The sequence below is a fragment of the Paraburkholderia gardini genome (genome assembly GCF_907164545.1).
GTDB lineage: Bacteria > Pseudomonadota > Gammaproteobacteria > Burkholderiales > Burkholderiaceae > Paraburkholderia > Paraburkholderia gardini.
Map to the genome: position 1 here is coordinate 44785 of NZ_CAJQZB010000017.1, position 18864 is coordinate 63648.

An 18864-nucleotide genomic window follows, 5' to 3' on the forward strand; every position below is an offset into this window, starting at 1 on the left:
GTCGAAGCAATCGGCGGAGGTCGGGTTGAGAAAGCGGATCAGTGTACCCGAAGCGTTCCAGCTCAAACCGGCGGTACGCCTTCTTCGACCAGCACCGCGACGGGCATCGCCGCAAGCGCGTCGCGCAGATACAGCAGGCCGGATTCATCGACCTTGGGCGCGCCCGGACTCAACCAGTCGAAGAGCGCGCGCGAAGCGAGCGCCTCCGGCATCTCGATGGCCGTGTCGCCCCATCGTCCGGGCGCGACGAGCGGCATGTCCGTGCCCGGATCGAGCAACGTCGCGGCGAGGCGCGTGGCAATGACGACGCCATACGCGTTGCCATAGCGCCGCGCGAACGCGATGACGTGCGCCGCCTGGCTGCCGCGAACGCGCAGCGGCATATACACGCCCTGATCGGGCAGCGCCGGCAGATGCGCGCGCAACGTGAGCATCCGGTGCACGACACCCAGCTTCACGCGGCCATCGCGCCAGTTCGCAAGCTGCACGGACGGCGGCGTCGCGACGAGCCACGCGTGCCGCTGCGCGAAATCGACGGGCCGCCGGTTGTCGGGATCGACAAGACTGAAGTCCCACAATTCCGTGCCCTGATATAGATCGGGAACGCCGGGCGACGCGAGACGCAGCACCGTCTGCTGCAGGCTGTTAATCGCGCCCGCCGCGCCGATCCGTTCGACGAAAGCATGTAGCTCGCGCAGAAAGCCGTCGCGTCGCTGTGGTGCGAGCACGTCGAAGAGAAAATCGCGGCAGGCGTTTTCGTATGCTTCGTCGGGCGCGAGCCAGTCCGTGCGCAGTTTCGCTTCGCGCAATGCCTTCAACTGCCATTGCGCCACGCGTTCGGCCAGCGCCTTGACGCCCGCCTCGTCGCCGGGTTCGAGCCCGGGTGGCCAGCAGCCCACGAGTGTCTGATACAGCATCGCCTCCGCGTCGGGGCCCGGCGCCCAGTGACGTTCGCTGTCCTCTGCCGCGCTGGTATCCGTGGTATTGCGCTCGCGCGCAACTGGATCGCGAGCGACCGCTTCACGACGATGCGGCGTGTTCAGGGTCGACCAGCCGCGCAGCGTCGCGCCCCATTCCTGCGGAATCTCGCTTAGCACGGCAAGGCGTGCACGCATGTCCTCGCCGCGTTTGTGATCGTGCGTCGCGGTAGCGAGCATCGCATGCGGAAAGCGTCGCGCGCGTTCCAGATTGCCCGCGTGAAACTGCTCGACGGTCAGCGCGAATTCGCCCGGATCGGCGCCCACTTCGTTGCGGGACAACAGGCGTCCGTAGCGGTAGCACGCGGTATCCTCGATCGCCTTGGCTGAGACGGGTGCGGTGAGCTGCGAAAAAACCGTTTGCGCGGTGCGTCGCGACGATCCCGGGTGACCCGGCGCATTGCCGCCGGCGTCGTCCCCTTGCTGCGTGCCGCCAAGCCATTCGCCGATGCGCTCCAGCACGGCGAGATCGCCGCGTGCGAGCGTCTGCTTCGCCGCATCGAACGCGTGATTGAAGTAGCGGTTGTCGATCTCGCTGCGCACGGTGTTTTGCGGATAGATGCGATACACCGGAAAATGCACGACCAGTTCAGTCAGCGCGCGACGGATCGCGGTGAACGTGAAGTCGCGCGTCGACAACTGGTCGCGGGCGATGCGATGCAGCGCGCGCGACGCGCGATCCAGTTCCGCCGCGAGATTCACGGTCAGGATCTTGCGCCGCGCGATCAATGCCTCGTCCGCGAACGATGCACTGCGGCCGGTGAGTTCCGCCCACATGGTGGCGAGCGGCCCGGCGCCTTGCGGATCGTGCAGCAACGCGCCGACGTCGTTCATGAAGTCGTAGCCCGTCGTGCCGTCGACGGGCCAGTCGTCGCGCAGCGGTTCGCCGCGCGCGAGAATTTTTTCGACGATGAAATACGGATTGCCCTCACGCAGTTCATTGAGCCGCAGGCGCAGCCGCTGACAATACTCGCGCGGCTCGGCGAGTCCATCGACATGATCGATCCGCACGCCATCCACGACACCTTCCGCATACAGCCGGAAAATCAGCGCATGGACCGCATCGAACACTTCAGGGCGTTCGACGCGCACGCCCGCGAGCGTGCCGATGTCGAAAAAGCGCCGCCAGTTGATCTCGTCGGCAGCGGTGCGCCACCACGCGAGACGATAGTGCTGTCGTTCGAGCAGCCGGTGCAGCCGCTCGCGCGTCACCGGAGCACCCGCATCGAAGGTCTCGAGCGCGGCTTCGATCCCCGCGAGCCCGTTCTGCGCGACGTACGTGCGCAGCGCTTCGATGCCTTCGGCGGCGCGCGGCTGGTCGGCGGGCTGCGTGGTGACGCCATCGAAGCGTTCCGCGAGCGCGGTCAGATCGGCGCGGTCGGCGGCCTTCAGGATGCCCGCGTATTCGATCGGGCAAACCGGGAACGCGCGATCGTGATACGCAACGTAAAATCGGCCCGTATCGGCGGCGAAGCGCAACGCGATGTGGCCCGCCGCGAGTTCATCGCCATACGTGGCGCCGAGGCACGGCAACAGCACCTTGCCGCGCAGCGCCGGGTCGGGCGAATGCCAGTCGATGTCGAAGTGCCGTGCGTATGCGCTGTGCCGCCCCCATTCGAGAATGTCCTGCCACCACGCGTTACCCGAGCCGCCGACGCCCATGTGATTCGCCACGACGTCGACGATGAGCCCCATGCCGTGCGCGTGCAGTTTGTCGACGAGACGCCTGAGGGCGGCTTCGCCGCCGAGTTCCGCATTGACCTGCGTGTAGTCGATCGTGTCGTAGCCGTGCATCGAGCCTGGCTCGGCGGTTGTTATCGGTGAAGCGTACAGATGGCTGATACCTAACGCAGCGAAATATTCGACGTGCGCGAGCGCGTCGTCGAACGTAAAGCCGCGATGGAACTGCAGTCTGAGCGTGGAGCGTGGAACAGTCATGGCGTATCAGACGGTGAAGAAGCAGAAGCAGAAGAAGGAGCCGGCGCGGATGCGGCGCGTCCGGCGGCGACCGCGCGCAGCCGGTCGCGGAACGTCGCCTCCCTGAACAGCTCGTCGACCGGCAGCGCGAGACGGCGGCGCCAGTTCGGATGTTCGTCGATGGAGCCGGGCAGGTTGGGCTGATCCGCCAGCGCGAGCAGATCCTCGAGTGGACACGTGACGAGCACGGCAGGCGTCATGGCGACGAAAGCGAGCGCCTCGTCGACGGGCGGGCTTCCGAGCGGCGGCGCGGGCGCGTCGTGCGGCGCGAGACCCGCAGCCTGAAAGGCGCGCCACAACGCCGCGCGATCGCCCGCGCGCTCTTCATGCGCAAGCGCGACCGGATCGCGGCCGTCGGCACGTGCGGAGGTCTGGCCGATGCGGTTGCGCCAGTCGATGTCCGCGCCGAGCCACCAGCCGGCCACCGTCGGCAGATCGTGTGTCGTGGTGGTGGACACCGCGTCGCGGTCCCAGTGTTGCGGCGCCTTGAAACCCTGACCCCAGCCGGCGTGTTCGAACCACAGCACGCGAATGCCCGACAGCCCGTGTTCGGTGAGCCGCTCACGAAAACCGGGCGGCACGGTGCCGAGGTCTTCGCCGATCACGATCGAACGATGACGCCACGATTCGAGTGCGATGAGCCGCAGCATGTCTTCGAGCGGATAGCGCAGATATGCGCCGTTCGCGGCTTTCTCGCCGTCGGGCACGAGCCACAGCCGCCGCAGGCCGAGGATGTGATCGATGCGCACACCGCCCGCGTGCGCGAACGCGGCGCGCAGCATGTCGATGAACGCGGCGAAGCCCTGCGAGCGCATCGCGCGCGGTGAAAACGTGGTGAGTCCCCACGCCTGGCCCGCCTGGTTGAACAGATCGGGGGGCGCGCCGACCGACACGCCCGTCAGCATTTCGTCGCGATACGACCACGCATGGCTGCCCGCGCTGTCACACCCAACCGCGAGATCCGCGATCAATCCCACGGCCATGCCGGCGTCGCGCGCGGCATGCTGCGCGTGCGAAAGACCCTTCGCGGCGAGCCATTGCAGGAACAGATGAAATTCGACTTCGTGACGATGGGCCTGCGCGAACGCTTCGACGTCTTCACTGCGCGGATCACGAAGATTTTCCGGCCAGTTGCGCCAGTGGCCGTTGCAGTCCGGCGCGGCCAACTGCGCGGCCTGCAACGCCTCGAAGCGCGCGTGATCCTCGAGCGCGCGGCCGCCGCGGACACAGAAGCCGTGGAATTCGAGCGCACGCGGCGCGTCCTGCGCACGTTCATGCACGCAGAACTGCTCGAAAAGCGCGCGCAAAACCTTGAGCTTCAGAATGGCCGCGGCCGGCCAGTCGATCAGCGGTAACGCTTCGAGTTGCGACCACGCGTCGCCGGCATCGATCCGCGCAAGCGCCGCGTGTGCCGCTTCCGCGCCGAACACCGCGGCGGGATCGATATGCAGCACGTTCAGCCACAGGCGCGACGACGGCGAATACGGACTGAACCGTTCCGGCTCGGCGCTGAACATCGCATGCGTCGGGCTGACCGCGAGCGCGTGCGCGCCGTGTTGCGCGCTTTCGATGGCAAGCGCGGCGAGCGCCGAATAGTCGCCGATACCGCCATCGCCCGGGCGGCGCAGCCCGTATAGCTGCGCGGCCACGCCCCACAGCGGCGGCACGCTGGATGCATCTTCGTGCAGCGTGCGCCACGCATCGGCGACGGTGTAGCAGCGCGAGGGCGCGACGGCCAGCGTCATGCGCTGCTCGTTGATCACGAGCGTGTGATAGCCCACTTCGCCGATCGGCGAAAGCAGCGCGGCTTCGCCCCTGGGCGCCGTGAAGCGGCCATCGATGATCGCGCCGCTTTCCAGCTCGATACGATAGCGGCTGACGGATTTCACTGCGGCGGCGGGCAGCGCGATGCCGCGTTCGCATTCGGCGGTCATCAGGGGCGGCAGCTTGCGTCCTGCCGTTTCGGCGTCGAGCGTGGCCGTGCTTTGTCTGAGTTGCGTGGCGTTGCCGCATGGCAGGCCCATGCGTTCCAGCAGCACGGCGAGCGTGCTGTCGGGCACGCGTTGCATCTCACCGTGGGCATTACTCCATTCGACTTCAAAACCCGCGCGTGCGGCGAGGCTTTCGAGGGTTCCGGTAGCGCGTCGGGTGGTGTTCACGCGTGCGGCTCCGGTTCTGCAACCTTGCGTGCGTCGTGGCCGAAGGCGTAATGGCTGACGTCGCCCGTCAGCCACGCGACGAAAGAGAACGGCGACAGGACGTTCTTCGCGATCGCGTCTCGCACGCGCGCTGGTGTTTCGAGAATCACCTTGCCCGCGGGGACTTCCACGAACGGCACCGTTTCGTCCGAGAGATTGACTGCGATGGACAACGTCTCGCCATCACCGAGTTTCCAGCTCGCCACGAGCGCGTTCGCATCGTCGCCGTTCTGCGCGCGCAGCACGTGGGCGCCGCGTGCCTTTGCATGACGCAGGCGCGGCGTGACGAGTTTCGCGCGCACGGTCAGCGCCGACTTGTAGAAGTGCATCCATTCGAGCCGGTCCGCGCTGTCCGATTCGCTGGATGACGATGCCGAAGGTGACGACGATGCAAACGTACGCACGTCGTTGGGATCGGGAATCTGGGCGCGGCGCCTTTCATCGCTGAACGCGGAGAAGCGCGCGAATTCACGACGGCGCCCTTCGCGCACGGCATTCGCGAGATCGCCGGTGTAGTCGGTGAAGAAGAAAAACGGCTGCTCAGAGCCGGTTTCTTCATCCATGAAGAGCAGGGGAATCTGCGGCGACAGCAGCAACAGTGCGGTTGCCGCACGCAGTGCGTCGGGCGCGCACAGCGAACGCAGACGCTCACCCATCGCGCGATTGCCGACCTGATCGTGGTTCTGCAAAAACATGACGAACGACGTGGGCGCCAGATGCCCGCTCGGTTCGCCGCGCGGCCGGTTTTCATGGATCGGCGAAGGGTCGCCCTGATAGCCGAAGCCTTCGCCGAGTATCCGCGCAAGGCGCCGGATCGGCTGGTCGATGTACGCCTGATAGTAGCCTTCGTGCTCGCCGGTCAGCAGCACGTGCAGCGTGTTGTGCGCGTCGTCGTTCCACTGCGCATCGAAATGCGTGTCGAGGAGCGCGGCTGTGTTGCGCTCGTTTTCCAGCACGAGATGGACGTGTCTTCCGTGTTGAACGTGCGAGCGAACGTGATCCGAGAATTCGCGCAGCCATGCGTCGTTGTCGATCGCGTGGACCGCGTCGAGACGCAGGCCGTCAAAGCGATATTCGTCGATCCAGTAGCGTGCGTTGTCGCAGAAGAACTCGTTCACCTCGATGCGACCGAAATCGATTGCCGGGCCCCACGGCGTGTGCGTGTCCTCGCGAAAGAACGGCTTCGCGTATTGATGCAGATAGTTGCCGTCAGGACCAAAGTGGTTGTACACCACGTCGAGGAACACCTGCAGCCCGAGACCATGCGCGCGATCGATGAGCGCCTTCAGGTCATCCGGGCGGCCGTAGCTGGAATCGGGTGCGTAGGGCAGCACGCCGTCGTAACCCCAGTTGCGCGCGCCGGGGAAATCGTTGAGCGGCATCAGTTCGACCGCGGTCACGCCGAGGTCGACGAGCGCGGGCAGACGCGCCATCACGCCCCCGTAGCCGCCGAGCGCGCCGACGTGCAGTTCGTACAGCACGGTCTCTTCCCATGGCCGCCCGTGCCAGTTCGTGTGCTGCCACGTGTACGCCCGCGGATCGATCACTTCGCTCGGACCGTGCACGTCCTGTGGCTGGAAGCGCGATGCGGGATCGGGAACCGTCAGCCCGCCGTCGATGCAATAACGGTAGAGCGTGCCCGCGCCGCACGCGACTTCCGCCTCGAACCAGCCGTTGCCGGTGGATGTCATCGCCACGGATGCTTTCGGCGCACCGCTTTCGATCTCGACGCTCACCGCTTCGCACGAAGGCGCCCAGAAGCGAAAGCGCGTGCGCGGCGCACTGCTATGCGCACCGCGCAGCTGCGCGCCGAACGGCAGGCAGTGCGCGTGATGGCGCTTGTGCGGATCAATCGGACTTTCAGACATGATTCGTCACCATTCAGTTTTGACGTCGCCTCTTGCGGATGTCCCAGCCGGCGGGACAGTCGAGACAGTGTGCGACGCACGCGGCGCGGCTCATTCGTGATCCGGCGTGCCGCCCGGATCGGGCGGCAACGCGGTCAGGAGGCGCGGTCCGTACTGCGCGCCTGCACGCCATCCAGCCTGCCAGTCCGCGTCGCCGACCGGCAGCGCGCCAACCACGACGAGCGCGTGCGCAGCGACTTCGAGCGTGGGCGTGACAAGCGGATGCGCCGGCGCTTCGGGGCGGGCCGTATCGAGCAGCACATTCCATTCCAGATGAGGCGGAGGCGGCGAAAACATCAGTGCCTCCGACGACGCGTTCAACATCATCAACAATACTTCCGTTTGACCATTGAGATCGGGGCCGGCGCGACGCAAGGTCAGCGCGCGCCCTTCGGGATCCTGCCATGCTTCGATCGTCAAAGGCTCGCCGCGTTCATCGAACCAGCCAACATCGTAGAGGCCGGGCAGCACTTCGTGATCGCCGGACAGGAAACGCATCTCGCGCAGCAGCGGATGCGCCTTGCGCAACGCGATCACGCGTGAGACGAATTCTGTCATCCGCGCGCCGCTCGGCAGCGTCGCACGTTCCCAGTCGAGCCAGGAAATCTCGTTATCCTGACAGTATGCGTTGTTGTTGCCCTGCTGCGTGCGGCCGAACTCGTCGCCGGCCAGGAAGAGCGGCGTGCCGAGCGCCATGAAGAGCGTCCCGGTCATCGAGCGCGCCACGCGCGCGCGCGTTTCGATGATCTCCGGGTCGTCCGTGGGTCCTTCAATGCCCCAGTTCCTGCTGCAGTTCTCGTTGTGACCGTCGTTGTTGTCTTCGGTATTCGCCTCGTTGTGCTTGTGCTCGTAGGCGGTGAGATCGGCGAGCGTGAACCCGTCGTGCGAAGCCACGAAATTCACCGACGCCCACGGTTTCCTGCTGCGCCGGTTGAAGAGATCGGCCGATCCTGTCAGACGCGCGGCCAGATCGGGGCGAAGTCCGGCGTCGCCGCGCCAGAAACGGCGAACGGTGTCGCGGAAACGGTCGTTCCATTCGCCGAACCCTGGCGGATGATTGCCGAGCTGATAGCCGCCCGGGCCGATATCCCACGGCTCGGAAATGAGCTTGCGCTGCGAGAGCACGGGGTCCTGGCGGATCGCATCGAAGAAACCCGAGCCGGGATCGAATCCGGAATGCTCGCGGCCGAGCGTCACGCCGAGATCGAAACGAAAGCCGTCGATATTGAACGCGGTCGACCAGTAGCGTAGCGAATCCATCACCATCTGCAGCACGCGCGGATGCTGGATGTTCAGCGTGTTGCCGCAGCCGGTGTCGTTGATGTGATGCCGCTCGTCGCCGGGAATCAGCCGGTAGTAGCTCGCGTTGTCGAGGCCGCGCCACGAAACGGTCGGCCCCTGTTCGTTGCCTTCGCAGGTGTGGTTATAGACCACGTCGAGAATGACTTCGATTCCGGCCGCGTGCAGCTGACGCACGGCGATACGCATTTCGTCGAGGCGGTGCATCGACAGATACGACGGCTCCGGCGCGAAGAACGCGGCGGTGTTGTAGCCCCAGTAGTTGCGCAGGCCGCGGCTCACCAGGAACCGGTCGTTCAGAAACGCATGCACCGGCAGCAATTCCACCGCGGTCACGCCGAGCTTGAGCAGATGATCGATGAAATCGGGCGCGGCGAGCGCGGCAAACGTGCCGCGCTCGTGCTGACGCAGGCCGGGCCGCATCATCGATGCGCCGCGCAGATGCGTTTCGTAGATCACCGTTTCGCCCCACGGCACGTTCGGGCGCGCGTCGTGCGACCAGTCGAACGCCTCGTCGACCACGATGCATTTCGGCATCGCCGGCGCCGAATCGCGGCGGTCGATCGACAGATCGAGCCGGTTCGAATGCACGCGATAACCGAAGAGCGCGTCGGACCAGCGGAACTGGCCGACGAGCTTGCGCGCGTACGGATCGAGCAGCAGCTTGTGCGGATTGAAGCGATGGCCGTCCTGCGGCTGGTAAGGGCCGTCAGCGCGAAAGCCGTAGACGGTGCCCGGATGCGCACCTGGCAGGTAGCCGTGCCAGACTTCGTCGGTGCATTCGGGCATGTCGAAGCGTGTCAGTTCCTTGCGGCCAGTCGGGTCGAACAGGCACAACTGCATGCGCTGTGCGTTCGCGGAGAACACGGCGAAGTTCACACCAAGGCCATCCCAGGTGGCCCCGAGCGGCCAGGAAGAACCCGGCGACAACCGGTCGGGTAACGCATGCGACATGATTCCCGTTCCTTGTTCTGATTTGTGCGCGATCGGGAACTACAACCTCCCACCGGCGTTTATCCATGCGTTGCTTCGTGTGCGGATGGTGCTGCACAAGGCGTTCAGTCCGCGCGCAGAACGATGGTCGCGAGCGGCGGCAGCACGAGCGTTGCCGATTGCGGTTTGCCATGACTCGCCACATCTTCCGTGTGGATCAGCCCGCCGTTGCCGACGTTCGAGCCGCCATAAACGCCTGCATCCGTGTTGAGCACCTCGCGCCAGCGGCCGGCGCGCGACATGCCGATGCGGTAGCCGGGGCGCGGCACCGGTGTGAAGTTGCACACGGCGACGAGTTCGCGACCGGCACCGTCCACGCGCCTGAACGCGAACACGCTGTTCCCGCTGTCGTCGCCGATGATCCACTCGAATCCGCCGGGCTCGCTGTCGAGCACGTGTAGCGCCGGTTCGTCGTCATACAGACGGTTCAGGTCGCGCACCAGCATCTGCGTGCCGTGATGCAACGGATCGTCGAGTAGATGCCAGTGCGGCGACTGGTCGTGATTGAACTCGGCAAGCTGCCCGAATTCGCCGCCCATGAAGAGCAGCTTCTTGCCCGGATGGGTCCACATGAACGCGAGGTACGCGCGCAGGTTCGCGAATTTCTGCCAGCGGTCGCCAGGCATCTTGCCGAGCAGCGAGCCCTTGCCGTGCACCACCTCATCGTGTGAAAGCGGCAATACGAAGCGTTCGGAATACGCGTAGACCATCCCGAACGTCATGTTGTGATGGTGATAGCGGCGATGCACCGGGTCCTCGTGCATGTAGTGCAGCGTGTCGTGCATCCAGCCCATGTTCCACTTGAAGTCGAAGCCGAGGCCGCCCTGATCGAGCGGCGCCGTGACGCCCGGCCAGGAGGTCGATTCCTCGGCGATCGTGATCGCGCCGTGTACGTCGGGCATGTGCTTGACTTCGTGATTCAGCCGCTTCAGGAACGCGATCGATTCGAGATTTTCGCGGCCGCCATGGATGTTCGGCACCCATTCGCCGGCCGCGCGCGAATAGTCGCGATAGAGCATCGAGGCAACCGCGTCCACGCGCAGGCCGTCGACGTGATAGCGCTTGAGCCACGCCAGCCCGGACGCCACGAGGAACGCACTCACCTCGTTGCGGCCGAGGTTGTAGATCATCGTGTTCCAGTCCTGGTGATAGCCTTCGCGCGGATCGGCGTGCTCGTAGAGCGGCGTGCCGTCGAATTCGATCAGACCGTGTGCGTCATTCGGAAAATGCGCGGGCACCCAGTCGAGGATGATCCCGAGTCCTTCTTCGTGCGCGTGGTTCACGAACGCGGCGAATTCCTCCGGCTTGCCAAAGCGTGCGGACGGCGCGAACTGCGCAAGCGGCTGATATCCCCACGAACCGCCGAACGGATGCTCGGCCACCGGCAGGAACTCGATGTGCGTGAAGCCCATGCTCTTCGCGTATGGAATCAGGCGCCCGGCCATCTCCTCCCACGTCAGGCCGCGATGACCTTCCTCGGCGATGCGCAGCCACGACTCGGCGTGCACTTCGTAGATCGAGATCGGCGATTTCGCGGTCTGCCTGCCGCCGCGCGACTGCATCCACGCGTGGTCGGTCCACGGAAACTGCTCGACCTCGTCGACGTGCGCGACCACCGAACCCGTCGCGGGTGGCCGCTCGGTCTGCATCGCGCACGGGTCTGCCTTGAGCGGCAATGGATGGCCGTCGCGCGTCAGCATTTCGTACTTGTAGCGCGCACCGGCGGCCACGCGCGGCACGAACAGCTCCCACACGCCTGCCTGATGACGCAGACGCATCGGATGACGGCGTCCGTCCCACGCGTTGAAATCGCCGACCACGGAAACGCGTCGCGCGTTCGGCGCCCACACGGCGAAACGCACGCCGGGCACGCCGTCGACCGTCACGGGGCGTGAGCCGAGACATTCGAGTACCGCATACGGATCGCCATGCGAGAGACGCGTTAGCGCTTCGTCGGACAGCACGTTGCCGAACGCGTACGTATCTTCGATCTCCTGCGGCGTGCCATGCCAGTCGATGCGCAAACGATAGGGCACCGCGTTCGAAACGTGCCCGATAAAGAGGCCGTGACGGATATGCGTGAGTTCACCGAGCGTGCGACCGTCGTCGCGCGCGATGATCGTGACGCCCGCCGCGTTGGGCAGCAACGCGCGCACGACCGGGCCGGCATCGGTCTGGTGCAGCCCGAGTTGCGAGAACGGGTCGGGGTGGCGCGCCTCGACCAGCGCGTCGATATCGAGCGGATTCAGTCCGATGGTGAGGTCGCGATCATTCATGGTCGCCTCCGCCTTGCGGATCCGGTGCAGCGGGATCGTGCGATGGTGTGCCGGTATCGCCCAGCATGCGGCTCGCGAGCGCCGCGAGTCCACGCACCGGCAGACCTAGCCACGTCGGCCGGTTGGCGGCCTCGTAGCGGATCTCGTAGGCGGCCTTCTCGATCAGGAACAGGTCGAGCAGTGCTGCCTCGAACGCAGGTTCGACGAGCGGTTGCGGCGCCGCCTCGATGGCGTTGCGATACTCGTCGAGGAATGCCTGCGTTGCAAACCCGCGGAAGCGGTCGAAGAGCGTGCGCTTGCGGTCGGCAGTTTGCTGCGGCGCGTTTTCCATTGTCGATTGCGCGGCTGCGCTCGCATATGACAGCGATCGCATCAGACCCGCGACGTCGCGCAGCGGGCTCGACTTCATGCGCCGTTCCTCGAGCGTCCGTGCCGGTTCGCCTTCGAAATCGATCAGGAACGCGTCGCCCTGCGCGACCAGCACCTGACCCAGGTGAAAGTCGCCGTGAATGCGGGTGCGCAGTGCCTTCGCGTTGGCCGGCACGAGTTTCGATACGGCCTCGGTGAGCGCCGCGCGCCGTTCGAGCAGGCTCTTCGCGAGGTCGCGCGTATCGTCGACGAGCTGATCGATGCGTTCCGCGAGGATATCGAGCGCGGTCGCGAGCAGCGACTGCGTGCCGTCGATCCACGCCTGCACCTGCTGCGGCGACGCTGTTTCGGGCGCGAACGCGTCATCGTCCGATGGCGACGCAAGTGCGACGTGCAACTCGCCAAGCCGCTTGCCGATAGTGCCCAGGAGCGAACGGTAGCCTTCGATCGCTTCTTCTTCGTTGGCGCGGTCGGGTGACGGTTCGATGCCGTCGGTGGTGAAAGCGAGTTCGTCCACGACCCGGCGCAGGTAGTCGAGCGCCCAGTTCCACGCGTCGCCCTGGTTGTCGACGAAGCCCTGCAGGATCGCGAGCGTGTGCGGCACGCCCGCGGGATCGACGCGCACGACTTCGCCGAACAGCGGCGCGGTGTTCGGGTAGCCGATCTTCGTCAGATAGCGGCTCATTTCCGCTTCCGGATGAATGCCGTCGACGAGCCGCCGCACGAGCTTCAGCACAATCGCGTCGGCGATCACGAGCGAGCTGTTGCTCTGCTCGGCCGCGAGCCAGCGGATCTCGGGCCGGTCGCCCAGGTCGAGTTCGTCGAAGCGGTCGGTTGGAACGAAGCAGATCTCGCTCTTCTGCACGGTCGGAACGACGGCGCGCTCGCGCAGCTTGCGCAGCACGCCGTGCGCGAATTGCGGCAGCGAAAAGGCATCCGTCAGATGCCCGATGTTGCGCACGCGCCGCACGCGTGCAAGCGCGAGCTGCATGAAGAGCGGTGTAGTGGTGTCGCTCCCCCAGGTGATCGCGAGCGGCACGACGTAGCGTTCCGTGTGACCGCCGACGTCCGCTTCGATTTCGGTGAAGGCAAAGCCCGCATCGGGAATCGTTGTCAGTGCGGCGAGGCGCACGGCCTGCAGCTTCTGGTCTTTCGACGCAAACCAGCGCCGGCGGGTGAGCCATGAAGGCAGCACTTCCGATTCGAGCAGACGCACGTTCTCCGGCGTCGGGCCGAGCTGGCCCTCGCGGATCACGATCGTGACGAATTCGGGCAGCGGCTCCGAATGCGCCTGGCTCCATGTCGGGCGCTGGTTGCCCGGGCAAAGCAGGAACCACAGAAAACCATATGGCGGGAACGTCAGCAGATAGGTCAGCTGCCCGATCGCCGGGAACACGGAATCGGCGGTCATTTCGATCGGCACGGTGCCGGCGAATTCGGACAGATCCAGTTCGACCGCCTGCGGCGCGCGCGAAAGATTGGCGACGCAGAGAATCGTCGGCTCATCCGGCACTTCGCGCAGATACGCGAGAATCTTGCGGTTGTCAGGCCTCAGAAAGCGGATCGTGCCGCGGCCGAACGCGCGCTTGGCGCGCCGGGTGGCGAGCATGCGGCGCGTCCAGTTCAGCAGCGAGTGGGGATCGCGGCTCTGCGATTCGACGTTGACCGCGTCGTAGCCATAGAGCGATCCCATCACGGGTGGCAGCACCAGTTGTTCAGGATCGGCGCGCGAAAAGCCGCCGTTACGGTCGGACGACCATTGCATCGGCGTGCGTACGCCATCGCGATCGCCCAGGTGAATGTTGTCGCCCATGCCGAGCTCGTCGCCGTAATAGATGACCGGCGTGCCCGGCATCGAGAGCAGCAGCGAATTGATCAGTTCGATGCGTCGGCGGTCGCGCTCCATCAGCGGCGCAAGCCGGCGACGAATGCCGAGGTTCAGACGCGCGCGCCGGTCGCTCGCGTAGGTATTCCACAGGTAGTCGCGCTCGGAATCGGTGACCATCTCCAGCGTGAGTTCGTCGTGATTACGCAGGAAAATCGCCCACTGGTTCGTCTCGCCGATATCCGGCGTCTGCCGCATGATGTCGGTGATCGGAAAGCGGTCCTCGCTCGCAATCGACATGTAGATGCGCGGCATCAGCGGAAAGTGGAACGCCATGTGGCATTCGTCTTCGTCGCCGAAATATTCCTTCACGTCTTCCGGCCACTGGTTCGCTTCGGCAAGCAGCATCCGGTTCGGATATTCGGCGTCGATCGTCGCACGAATCTTCTTCAGGACCGCGTGGGTTTCCGGCAGGTTTTCATTGTTCGTGCCTTCGCGTTCGACGAGGTACGGCACCGCGTCGAGCCGCAGACCGTCGATGCCCATATCGAGCCAGAACCGCATCACCTGCAGCACTTCCCTGAGCACCGCGGGATTGTCGAAGTTCAGATCCGGCTGATGCGAGTAGAAGCGATGCCAGTAGTACGCGCCCGCAACCGGATCGTGTGTCCAGTTCGACGGCTCGGAATCGATGAAGATGATGCGCGTTTCCGTGTACTTCTGGTCGGTATCGGACCACACGTAATAGTTGCGATGATTCGAGCCGGGCTTCGCACGACGCGCGCGCTGGAACCACGGATGCTGGTCCGACGTGTGGTTGATCACCAACTCGGTAATCACGCGGATACCGCGCGCGTGCGCTTCCTGGATGAAGTGTCTGACGTCGGAGAGATTGCCGTAATCCGGATGGACGTTGCGGTAATCGGCGATGTCGTAGCCGTCGTCGCGACGCGGCGACGGATAGAACGGCAGCAGCCAGATCGCATCCACACCGAGTTCGGCGATGTAGTCGAGCTTCGCGATCAGCCCGGGAAAATCGCCGACGCCGTCGTTGTTCGCATCGAAGAACGACTTGATGTGCACCTGGTAGATGATCGCGTCCTTGTACCAGAGCGGATCGTCGCTCAACGCCGAGGGCTTGCCGCGCCGCGCGCCGGCCTTGTGCGGTGTGGGGTGGCCAACCGGTGCCGCCACGCTGGTCGCCGCACCGGTCGTGCGGGCATGCGAGGCGCTTTCGGGGGTGTCGTCGCGTTTCATATCGCACCTTCGTTCGGTGAGTCGACGTCGAAGTCCGTGCCGGTCTCGCCGTGGTTGTCGGGGATGTCGCGGGGTAATCCGTCAGCGGGTGCAATGCGCCAGATCGCGAACGGTCGCGTGCCGGGATCGAGCCGCACGTGTTGCCACCTTCCGTACCATTCGAAGTGCTGACCCGTCATCTGGTCGACGACTTCGATTGCCGCCTGATCGTTCAGGTGCCAGTGCGCGAACGTCGCCCACGAAAGCTCGATATCCGCGCCCTGTTCGTTGAACGGATCGAGATTGATCGCGACGACGATCACGTTGTCGCGCGCTTCGGTTGCCTTTTCGAAGAACAGGATGTGCTCGTTGTGCGCGGGCAGGAACGTGACGCCCAGATGCGTGTGCAGCGCGGGATGCGCGCGGCGAATGCGGTTGAGCGCGGTGATTTCGCCGACGATGTTTCCCGGGCGGTTCCAGTCCCATGCGCGCAGCTGGTACTTCTCGGAGTCGAGATATTCCTCGCTGTTCGGCAGTGCGGCGGCCTCGCACAGTTCGAAGCCGCTATAGACGCCCCACAGCCCCGAGAGCGTCGCGGCCAGCGCCGCGCGGATCACGAAACCCGCACGCCCCTGCGACTGCAGATGGCGCGGATTGATATCGGGCGTATTGACGAAGAAATTCGGCCGGTAGACCTCGCGCGCGCTGCTCTGCGTGAGTTCGGTCAGATACTCGATGAAATCGCGCTTCGACTCGCGCCAGGTGAAATACGTGTACGACTGCGAGAAGCCGATCTTCGCAAGGCGGTTCATCATGCGTGGCCGCGTGAAGGCTTCGGCGAGAAAGATCGTGTCGGGGTGACGCGCGCGCACGTCCGCGATCATCCATTCCCAGAACGGCAGAGGCTTCGTATGCGGGTTGTCGACGCGGAAGATATGCACGCCCGCGTCGATCCAGAACAGGATCACGTCGCGCAACGCGATCCACAGGTCGGGCTTCGCGTCGTGCGTATAGAAGTCCGGATTCACGATGTCCTGATACTTCTTTGGCGGATTTTCCGCGTAACGCAGCGTGCCGTCGGGGCGCCACGCGAACCACGTCGGATGTTCCTTCAGCCACGGGTGATCGGGCGAGCATTGAATCGCGAAATCGAGTGCGATTTCGAGGCCGTGTTCGTGCGCGGCGGCCAGCATGCGCTTGAAGTCGTCGAGCGTGCCGAGTTCGGGATGCACGGCCGTATGGCCGCCTTCCTTGCCGCCGATCGCGTACGGACTGCCGACGTCGCCTTCGAGTGCGTTCAGCGTGTTGTTGCGTCCCTTGCGGTTCGTGACGCCGATCGGATGGACCGGCGGGAAGTACAGCACGTCGAAGCCCATGTCGCGGATGCGCGGCAGCTTCGTGACGACATCGGCGAACGTGCCGTGACGGTTCACGTCGTCGCTCATCGAGCGCGGGAAGATTTCGTACCAGCTTGCAAAGCGCGCGGCGGCACGTTCCGACTCGATCCGGTAGATCACCGGGTCGCGCGTGAGGAACGGCCGGTGGCGCGCGGCGGCGACGGCTTTCGCGGTGGCCGGCGCGAGCAGCAGTTCGAGGCGGCCCGCGGCGTCGGCTTTGGTGAATTCGCGGACGACGTGCGTGAGCGGCCCGGTGACCGCGCTTTCAGCGGTCTCCACTTCGGCAAGCACGAGTGCGAAGAGATGACTCGCTTCGTCGATTTCGAGTTCGACGGTCTGGCCGGCTTTCAGCTTCTTCTGTATGTGTTCGGTCAGCGACGCGAAGTCGTCGCGCCATGCGGTCACCGTGAACTCATGACGGCCGACCCGTTCGAGCGGAATGTGCGCGGACCAGAGATCGTTGCCGGCAGGCTGCGCGGGAAACATCGGCGCTTCGTGCCAGACGGTTTCGTCGGCGGCGCGCCAGATGACGGCCGCGGCGATCCTGTCGTGGCCCTCGGCGAAGATGGCGGCTCGCACCTCGACGTGCTCGCCCACGATGCGCTTGACCGGGAAACGTCCGTCGTCGATCGAGGGCGTCACGCTTTCGATCGCCACGCGCGCCGCTGCAATGGCGTCCATCACCGTCTTGTGGCCGCTATGCTTGCTGCTGGCCTTGTCGACAGGCGGCGCGAGGATCACGGGCTTGCCGGCGAGCGCGCTGAAGAGCCGGCACGCGCCGGGTTGCAGTGTGAAGGACGGCAACGCGTGCGTTGGCGCTTCGGCGGTTTCCCTGTCGAGCGACGCGAAGCGCGTGAAGCTGCCCGGCACGCCATCAAGGAAGCGCGCGGGATCGATTGGTACCGGTACATCGCGATCGGGATTGACGACGATGAGCACCGCTTCGCTCGCGTCGCGCAGATCGGCACGGTTGCCGCGCAACAGCACCGTGGCCGGCGCGCCGGGTCCGCTCAGCGCGCGCAGTTCGCCGGACGTGCCGAGCGTGTTCAGATCGCGCTGGAGCGCGTTCGCGTGAGCAACTTCTTTCGTCAGGTCAAAGTGTGCCGACTGGCGCGCGGCCGCGTAATCGGCTGCGTTGCCGCGTGTGTACGACATCGGCAGCGCCATGCCGTATTCGAAACCCATCGGCACGAGCCAGCCGGTGCCGACGGCCGCCGCCACGTTCAGCGCGCGCCGGTACGCGCGCTCGATGGCGCCCGCGTCATGCACGCCGGGCAGGTCGGCGACGAGGCGCGTGCCGTACGGTGCCTCGGGAAACGCGATGGGCGGCGCGATACGCGTGAGCGTCGCGTGTTCCTCGGTGAGCCACGGGGCGCGAAAATCCCACCAGCGCACCGACGAGAACACGCTGTCGAAGCCCGCGCCCGCAAGTTTCATCATGTCGTCACGTGTGAGACCGGGCGTGGCGGCGAGAAACCGCGCGCGCGGATGGCGCGCGCGCACGCCTTCGCCAAGCCGTCGCCATCCGTCGGCAGGCACGTGTTGCGGGGAGTCGAGGCGAAACCCGCCGACGCCCGCCGCGGCGAGCGCGGAGAGCTTCTGTGTCCACCAGTCGAGCAGATGGCCCGATGCTTCGGGGTTCGCGAAGTTCGCGTACGCCACGTTGTCTTCGCGTAGCCCGTGGCGCGGGTCGAGCCGCGCTTCCTCGGGTTCGAACGGATGAAACCAGCCGGTGTGATCGCGAAACAGCGCGCCATCGGCGGCGACGCGATCGAGCACGATGTCGAGCAGCAGCGTCAGCCCATGCTCGCGCGCCGCGGTAGCGAGCTCCTGCAGCGCGGCGGTGGCGGGCTGATGTGCGTCGAATACGGGATGCAGCCGGTCGTGATCGGCGACGATCTGACCATGGTTCGCGTTGCCGGGCTGGAACGGCGCGCCGATCAGCACGTGATCGAAGCCGAGCGATGCCGCATGTTCAAACTGGGCTGCCCAGGCCCTGAGTGGTCCGACGAGGGTGGGATGAAGGAAATAGATCCGCGGCGCGTAAGCGTGAGGAGGTTCCATCTGTCGTGTCCAGTTTGGTCCTGCCACGGTGTGGATGCACGTACGGTGCGATCACATCGCTCGTTGGGCTTCCAGAGCCGGATGCCGCGCGATGCCTGACGGATGCCTGGGGCACGTGCGCGTACTGGTCAATGTAGTGCAAAGATCGACATGTCGCCGCATGGAATCGCGAAGCGGTCCGCAAAGATGCCCGCAACGGCGCCAGGCCGGATCGACCGAGCGGATGCAGCAAGCGCTGTGCCAGACAGGGCGCAGCGGACGATACCCGGCCCTGCCCAGCCTCACGCAGCCGCACGCCGGCCACACGGCAAGGCAGCGTGCGGTGCGCGTGTAAATCGGTTGGTCG

At 65.4% G+C, this 18864-nt stretch carries 7 protein-coding genes; all 7 read right to left on the minus strand.

What is annotated here, in order from left to right:
- Window positions 1–62 precede the first annotated feature (62 nt).
- On the minus strand, window positions 63–2915 hold the full coding sequence (treY, locus tag LPA37_RS13875; RefSeq protein ID WP_229012895.1) for a malto-oligosyltrehalose synthase: 2853 nt from the start codon (window positions 2913–2915) through the stop codon (window positions 63–65).
- The gene (malQ, locus tag LPA37_RS13880) at window positions 2912–5113 is read right to left on the minus strand and encodes a 4-alpha-glucanotransferase (RefSeq protein ID WP_229012896.1); all 2202 of its coding nucleotides are present in this window, start codon (window positions 5111–5113) and stop codon (window positions 2912–2914) included. Before malQ ends, treY begins: the two co-directional genes overlap by 4 nt.
- Window positions 5110–7020, minus strand: a complete 1911-nt coding sequence (gene treZ, locus LPA37_RS13885; protein WP_229012897.1) for a malto-oligosyltrehalose trehalohydrolase — start codon at window positions 7018–7020, stop codon at window positions 5110–5112. The genes malQ and treZ overlap by 4 nt, the downstream gene beginning before the upstream one ends.
- Before the next feature lie 90 nt (window positions 7021–7110).
- Window positions 7111–9312 carry a glycogen debranching protein GlgX gene (glgX, locus tag LPA37_RS13890; RefSeq protein ID WP_229012898.1) on the minus strand — a complete coding sequence of 734 codons (2202 nt, stop codon included), beginning with the start codon at window positions 9310–9312 and terminating at the stop codon, window positions 7111–7113.
- Between the two features lie 104 nt (window positions 9313–9416).
- Window positions 9417–11627, minus strand: a complete 2211-nt coding sequence (glgB, locus tag LPA37_RS13895; protein ID WP_229012899.1) for a 1,4-alpha-glucan branching protein GlgB — start codon at window positions 11625–11627, stop codon at window positions 9417–9419.
- The gene (gene treS, locus LPA37_RS13900) at window positions 11620–15078 is read right to left on the minus strand and encodes a maltose alpha-D-glucosyltransferase (RefSeq protein WP_228978452.1); all 3459 of its coding nucleotides are present in this window, start codon (window positions 15076–15078) and stop codon (window positions 11620–11622) included. Before treS ends, glgB begins: the two co-directional genes overlap by 8 nt.
- Window positions 15075–18518 carry a maltotransferase domain-containing protein gene (locus LPA37_RS13905; protein WP_228978454.1) on the minus strand — a complete coding sequence of 1148 codons (3444 nt, stop codon included), beginning with the start codon at window positions 18516–18518 and terminating at the stop codon, window positions 15075–15077. The genes treS and LPA37_RS13905 overlap by 4 nt, the downstream gene beginning before the upstream one ends.
- Between the last annotated feature and the right edge of the window lie 346 nt (window positions 18519–18864).